At 71.0% G+C, this 6,000-nt stretch carries 5 protein-coding genes; 1 reads left to right on the top strand and 4 read right to left on the bottom strand.

Translation table 11 applies throughout. The features are described 5' to 3' along the window. Positions 1-34: 34 nt before the first annotated feature. Positions 35-1,159 carry a glycosyltransferase 61 family protein gene (locus tag J7U37_RS20695; RefSeq protein WP_247636933.1) on the top strand — a complete coding sequence of 375 codons (1,125 nt, stop codon included), beginning with the start codon at positions 35-37 and terminating at the stop codon, positions 1,157-1,159. An 18-nt stretch (positions 1,160-1,177) separates the two neighbouring features. On the opposite strand, the gene J7U37_RS20700 is transcribed toward J7U37_RS20695, so the two are convergent. From J7U37_RS20700 to J7U37_RS20715, 4 genes are read right to left on the bottom strand one after another with little or no spacing between them, the layout of a single operon-like run. Then, positions 1,178-2,113 carry an ABC transporter permease gene (locus J7U37_RS20700; protein ID WP_056178617.1) on the bottom strand — a complete coding sequence of 312 codons (936 nt, stop codon included), beginning with the start codon at positions 2,111-2,113 and terminating at the stop codon, positions 1,178-1,180. Beyond that, on the bottom strand, positions 2,106-3,266 hold the full coding sequence (locus tag J7U37_RS20705) for an ABC transporter permease (protein WP_082503903.1): 1,161 nt from the start codon (positions 3,264-3,266) through the stop codon (positions 2,106-2,108). The genes J7U37_RS20700 and J7U37_RS20705 overlap by 8 nt, the downstream gene beginning before the upstream one ends. Beyond that, entirely contained in the window at positions 3,259-4,839 is a 1,581-nt protein-coding gene (locus J7U37_RS20710; RefSeq protein WP_247636934.1) for an ABC transporter ATP-binding protein, read from the bottom strand. The genes J7U37_RS20705 and J7U37_RS20710 overlap by 8 nt, the downstream gene beginning before the upstream one ends. Then, on the bottom strand, positions 4,836-5,921 hold the full coding sequence (locus tag J7U37_RS20715) for a BMP family ABC transporter substrate-binding protein (RefSeq protein ID WP_247636935.1): 1,086 nt from the start codon (positions 5,919-5,921) through the stop codon (positions 4,836-4,838). The genes J7U37_RS20710 and J7U37_RS20715 overlap by 4 nt, the downstream gene beginning before the upstream one ends. Between the last annotated feature and the right edge of the window lie 79 nt (positions 5,922-6,000).

Genomic DNA, 6,000 nt, shown 5'->3' on the forward strand with positions numbered 1-6,000 from the left:
GCGGGTTTGGCAGGCGGAGCGGACGGAGCGGCCCATGGCGGTGAGTGAACCGGACCTCCTGTCGGCCGACGACGTGATCGATCTCCGCCGCAACGTCGAGGGCGGGCGCGGCACGGTGATCGACGTGACCCGGGCGGAGCGCTCTCGCCTGATGCCGCCGGCCTTCCTGGCAGGCGCCGTCACACCGGACCTGCTGCGGCTCTATCACGCCCAGCACGTGGTGCTCGGGACGGCGGTCTACGCGCTGCCCGACGCCGAGATCGTCGGCGAGGGCATGATCCTCACCGATGGCCGGTTCAACCTCAGCCTCGACCTGCAGACCGACCTCGACTACCTCAACCGCCACCACCGGGGCACGCGCGCCCGGCAGGCCGAGGCCAGGCGCGTCCAAGCCCCCGGCCGGTCGGTGCTGCTCGCCGGCCCCGGTCATCTCGGCTACGGCCACTGGCTCGTCGATTTCCTGCCGAAGCTCCACCTGCTGCGGGCAGCCGGCTACCGGGTCGAGCGCCTGAGCTTCCTGCTGCCCGACGACACGCCCGGCTTCGCCCGGGCCTGGCTGGCGCTCCTCGGCATCGGCGAGAGCCAGTGCCGGTTCTACGACCGGACCCGCGACCGCGTGGCCTGCGACGAACTCCTGGTGCCCTCGACGCTGCGGTTCGGCACGCGGGTGTCGCCTCTGTTCGCCGAGGCCGCCGCCGGCCTGCGCCGGGCCGCCCTCGGGCGGGGGCGCGGCTCGCGCACCCGGACGAAGCTGTTCGTGGCGCGCTCGGCCAACGCTCTCACCCACAGCCCCCGGCAGCTGGTGCAGCGGCAGCTGTTCGAAGACCTGGCCGTGGCCCGCGGCTTCACCCGCGTGACACCGGAGCGCCTCGGCCTGCGCGAGCAGGTCGCCCTGTTCCAGTCGGCCGAAATCCTGGTCGGCGAGTACGGCTCGGGCCTGCACGGCTCGATCTTCGCGGAGCCGGGCAGCCTCGTCCTGGCCGCCCGCGACAATCAGGCCGACCTCGGCTTCCTGCAATCGGGCCTCGACGCCGTGATGGGCCATCAGACCGGCTACCTGATCGGCGCCCCCGACCCGGAGGGCGGGGGCGGATTCTCGGTCGATCCCGCCGACCTCGCCCTGGCCTTCGACTGGCTGAGCTGGCCGCGGGATCGGTGACGGGGGTTTCGGGCCGGCTCAGCGACGCTCCTCGCGCATGTGGGCGACGCCGAGGGCCCTCGGCTCCAGGCTCCGGCCGTCCTGGCGCAGGCAGATCCAGATCATGACCGCGAGGGTGGCCAGGTAGGGCGTCATCAGGAGGAGGTATTGCGGCAGGGCGAGGCCGGCGGCGGCGATGCGGGGGATCAGCGCCTCGATGCCCCCGAACAGGAGTGCGCCCCCGAGCGCCCGCCAGGGCTGCCAGCGGGCGAAGATCACGAGGGCGACGGCGATCCAGCCGCGCCCGCCCGTCATGCCCTCGACCCAGATCTTGGCGACACCGACCGCGAGATAGCCGCCCGCGAGCCCGACCAGTGCCGAGCCGAGGGCGATGGCCCCGTACCGGGTCAGGGCGACGCCGATGCCGGCGGCATCGGCCGCGTCGGGGCCGTCGCCGACGGCCCGCAGCCGCAGCCCGAACATCGTGCGGTTGAGGACATAGGCGACGAGGGCGACGAGGGGCACCGTGGCGAAGACCAGGGGATCGTGCTGGAACAGGATCGGCCCCAGCACCGGAATCTCGGCGAGCGACCCCAGGGGAACGTTGTGCAGGCCCGCCACGGGCCGGCTGGTCCAGCCCGCCCGCGTGGCGATCACGCCGGTCATGCCCTGCGCCAGGAAGACCAGGGCGAGGCCACCGATGACCTGGTTGACCCGCAGCGTCACCACGAGCAGCGCATAGACCAGCGAGAGCAGAGCCGCCGCGAGCGCCGCCACGATCAGCGCGAGGAGCGGATAGTCGCCGACCCCGAGCAGAACGCCGATGCCGCTCATGGCGCCGATGAGCAGGAAGCCTTCGGCCCCCAGGGAGAGCACGCCGGCCTTCTCGGTGATGATGAGGCCGAGCGCGGCGAGCGCGTAGGGCAGCGCGAAGATCGGCACGTTGGCCAGCCAGTTGACGAGGAAGTCAAACATCGGGACGCCTTCCCGGCACCCATCGCACCCGGTGCCGCAAGAAAAAATCGGAGGCGGCGACGCCGATGACGATCACCGCCTGGATGAGTTGCACCATCGCGCTGGGGATGCCGTAGAACACCTGCAGGCTCTGTCCGACCACGTAGAGCACGCCGACCAGCACCGCGGTGACGAAGGTGGCGAGCGGATTGTTGCGGGCCAGGAACGCGATGAGGATGCCGGAGAAGCCGTAGCCGTTGAAGAACGACTGGGTCAGCCGGTACTCGACGCCCGCGCAGATGCTGAAGCCGGCCAGGCCCGCCAGCGCCCCCGACAGCAGGGCGGCGGCCAGCATCACCCGCGTCATCGGCAGGCCCTGACCCTCGCCCAGGCGCGGATTGGCTTCGGCCACGCGGGAGAGGAACCCGAAGCGGCTGACGTTCAGCAGCCACCAGCACAGCAGGGTGAGGAGACCTGCCAGCGGCAGCGCCCAGGTCAGGTCACCCCAGCCGAGACTGCCGAGACGCTCGGCGAGGTCGTATTGCTTGGAATTCGGGAAGCTGCTCACCGGGTCCTGCCAGGGCCCGTACAGCAGCTGCAGCAGCCCGTTGAACGCGACGTAGTTCAACAGCAGCGTCGAGATGACCTCGTTCAGCCCGATGCGGATCTTGAGGACGGCCGGGACCAGGACCCAGGCTGCCCCGGCCAGCGCCGCCGCCAGCATCATCAGGCCGAGCCGCGCGGGCGCCGGACCGACATCGTGGATCGCGATGGCGGTCGCCGCCATCGCGCCCAGGATCATCTGACCCTCGATGCCGATGTTCCAGAACCGCACGCGGAAGGCGACGGCCGCCGCGAGCCCGACGATGGCGAGGGGACCCGCCTGGACCAGCACCGCCGCCAGGCTGGACCGGCTGGTCACCATCGAGACGACGAATTCCTGGAAGAGATCCGAGAGGCCGACGCCGGAGACGACCAGGATGGCGGTCGCGAGCCCGATCCCGACGACGAGGCCGCAGGCGAGCACGACGCCCTGATACCAGCCGGAGACGTGCTGCCGGATCTCGACCGTGACGCGGCCGCGCCCGGCCAGCTTGGCCGCGGGCAATTCGGGCACCGGCACCGGCAGCTCGGGGGCGGGGGACAGGAGGGGAATGGGAAGGGTTTCAGGCATGGTGCACCATGGCGACGCCGATGGCCTGCCGGTCGGCGGGCGCGTCGAACTCGCCCACGATCCGGCCCCGGCTCATGACGCCGATCCGGTCCGACATCAGCATCACCTCGTCGAGATCCTCACTGATCAGGAGCACGCCCGCGCCCGCGTCGCGGGCCTCGCGCAGGCGGCGGTGGATATCGGCCGTCGCCCGCACGTCGAGCCCGCGGGCCGGAGAGTGGGCGAGGACGAAGCGGGGCCGGCCGGCGAATTCGCGGGCGATGACGAGCTTCTGCGCATTGCCGCCCGAAAGCAGGCTGGCCTTCTGGCGCGGGCTGCGCGCGCCCCGGATGTCGAAGGCCGCGATGGCGGCTTCCGTGCCGGCGCGGATCGCGGCGCGATCGACCCGGAGCCAGCCGCCGAAGCGCCCGGAGGTCAGCCCGCCCACCGCGTAGTTCTCGGCGACCGAGAGGTCGCCGGCCAGCCCGTAGACCTGACGGTCCGCCGGGATCGCGGCCAGCCCCCGCGCCCGGCGTAGCTTGGGACCGGTGGCGGTGACGTCGTCGCCCGCGAGCGCGATGCGCCCGGCCCCGGCGCGGCGCACCCCCATGAGGATCTCGGCGAGTTCGGTCTGCCCGTTCCCGCCGACGCCGGCGATGCCGTAGATCTCCCCCGCGCGGATCGTCAGGTTCAGGCCGTGCAGGGTCTGCAGCCCGTCCGACCGGGTGCCCGCGAGGCCTTCGACCGCGAGCACCGGGCCTTCGATCCGGGTGGCCGGGCAAGGGACGGGGTTCGCGGTGGCGCCGACCACCAGGGTGGTGAGTTCGGCCGCCGTGAGGCTCGCCGGATCGGCGCTGGCGACGATGCGGCCGCCGCGCATCACGGTGACGCGGTCGGCATGGCGCTGCACCTCGCCGAGCTTGTGGGTGACGAGGATGACGGCCGCACCCTGGCGGGCCAGGGCCTGCATGGTGGTGAGCAGCGCCTCCGCCTCGCGGTCGGTGAGCACGGCGGTGGGCTCGTCGAGAATGAGGATACCGGCGCCGGCCACCAGCACCTTGAGGATCTCCACGCGCTGCTGCTCGGCCACCGACAGGCTTCCGACCGGCCGCCGCAGATCGACGGCGAAGCCCACCGCCTCGCTCTGCGCGCGGATGGCCGCCTCGACCTCGGCGAGGCCGGTGCCGTAGCGGGGCGCCCCCTGCGCCAGCAGGATGTTCTCGACGGCGTTGAAGGCTTTGACGAGCTTGTAATGCTGGTGGACCATGCCGATGCCGAGGTGCCGGGCCGCGACCGGCCCGCTCAGCTCGACTTCGCGGCCCCGCACGCGGATGCGGCCCTGGTCGGGCCGATAGAGGCCCGCCGCCACGTTCATGAGGGTGGATTTGCCGGCGCCGTTCTCGCCCAGCAGGGCGTGAACCTCGCCGGTTTCCACCGCGAAGTCGGCCTCGGCGAGCGCCTGAAAGCCGTCGAAGGTCTTCGAGACGCCGAGAAGTTCGAGGGCCATGCCCATCGCTGCACCGTCCATGGGGTTGATCGCTTCGTCGGACACGGGATGGCGGCCGGGTGCGAAGCCCGGCCGCCGAACGGTCATTTCTGGGTGATCACGCCCTTCACGTACCAGTCCATCTTCCAGAGGTCCGCGTCGCTCAGGACCTGTCCGGCCGGGACCCGCAGCTTGCCGTCGCGATCCTCGAGGGGGCCGGCATAGATCTGCTTGCCCTCGATGATCGCCTTGCGCTCGGCCAGGATCTCCTTGACCGCCGCCGGGGGCACGGCCGCCCCGCAGCAAGCGATATCGGTGCCACCCTTGGCCATGCTGAGTAAGGCGCCGTTGGGCGCCGGCACCCACGTGCCGGCCATGATCTTCTTGATCTCGGGGAGCAGGGCCTTGTCCCAGGTCCAGACCGAGGAGCAGATGGTCGCCTTGGGGGCGAATTCCCGCATGTCGCGGTGGTGGCCGGTGCCGTAGATGCCGCGCTCCTGCGCGACGATCTGGGTGGCGGGCGTGTCCACGTGCTGGCCGAGCACGTCGACACCCTGGTCGACCAGGGCCTCGGCCGCGGCGCGCTCCTTCACCGGGTCGTTCCAGATGCCGGTATAGACCACGTTGAGCGTGGCGTTCGGGTTCATCTTGCGGGCGCCGAGTTCGTAGGCGCTGATCGTCCAGTTCACGACGCCGAAGGGATTGGCCGCGACGAAGCCGAGCTTGCCGGTCTTGGACACGGCGCCGGCGGCCATGCCGCACAGATACTGGCTCTCGTAGGTGCGCCCGTAGACCGATTCGAGGTTCGGCCCGTTGGTGGTGCCCGACAGGTTGAGGAAGGCGACGTCGGGATACTTCTCGGACAATTCCTTGAAGGTGTCGGAATAGCCGAAGGCGGTGCCGATGATGATGTTGTAGCCGCGCTTGATGAAGAGCTCGACCACCGGACGGATCGCCGTGGCGTTCTCCTTCACCCCGTCCACGGCCGGGATCTTCATGTCCAGCGCCGCTTCCATCTTCACGCGGGCCTCGTCGGCGGCCTGCGACCAGCCACCGTCGTTCTTCTGCCCGAAGATCACCATGGCGATCTTGGGTTCGGCCTTCAGCTTGAAGGGCGCCGCGACGGCCGGCGCGAGCGGGAGCAGGAGTGCCAGCGCCACCGCGGCGGCTTTGAAGAAGGGTCGTGTCATGTCGTGGAAACCTCCAGGAGAAACGCCGCCGGATGGGGGCGCAGAGAGCGGTGAGGGGTGGTGGGTGGACGCTGTCTCT

Origin of the sequence: Methylobacterium sp. 37f, assembly GCF_023093475.1 — a bacterium.
Lineage (GTDB): Bacteria > Pseudomonadota > Alphaproteobacteria > Rhizobiales > Beijerinckiaceae > Methylobacterium.

What these genes read in the sequence shown, in the direction of transcription:
- J7U37_RS20695 (WP_247636933.1), top strand. Translation starts at nt 35, where the DNA reads ATGGCGGTGAGTGAACCGGACCTCCTGTCGGCCGACGACGTGATCGAT.
- J7U37_RS20700 (WP_056178617.1), bottom strand. Translation starts at nt 2,113, where the DNA reads ATGTTTGACTTCCTCGTCAACTGGCTGGCCAACGTGCCGATCTTCGCG.
- J7U37_RS20705 (WP_082503903.1), bottom strand. Translation starts at nt 3,266, where the DNA reads ATGCCTGAAACCCTTCCCATTCCCCTCCTGTCCCCCGCCCCCGAGCTG.
- J7U37_RS20710 (WP_247636934.1), bottom strand. Translation starts at nt 4,839, where the DNA reads ATGACCGTTCGGCGGCCGGGCTTCGCACCCGGCCGCCATCCCGTGTCC.
- J7U37_RS20715 (WP_247636935.1), bottom strand. Translation starts at nt 5,921, where the DNA reads ATGACACGACCCTTCTTCAAAGCCGCCGCGGTGGCGCTGGCACTCCTG.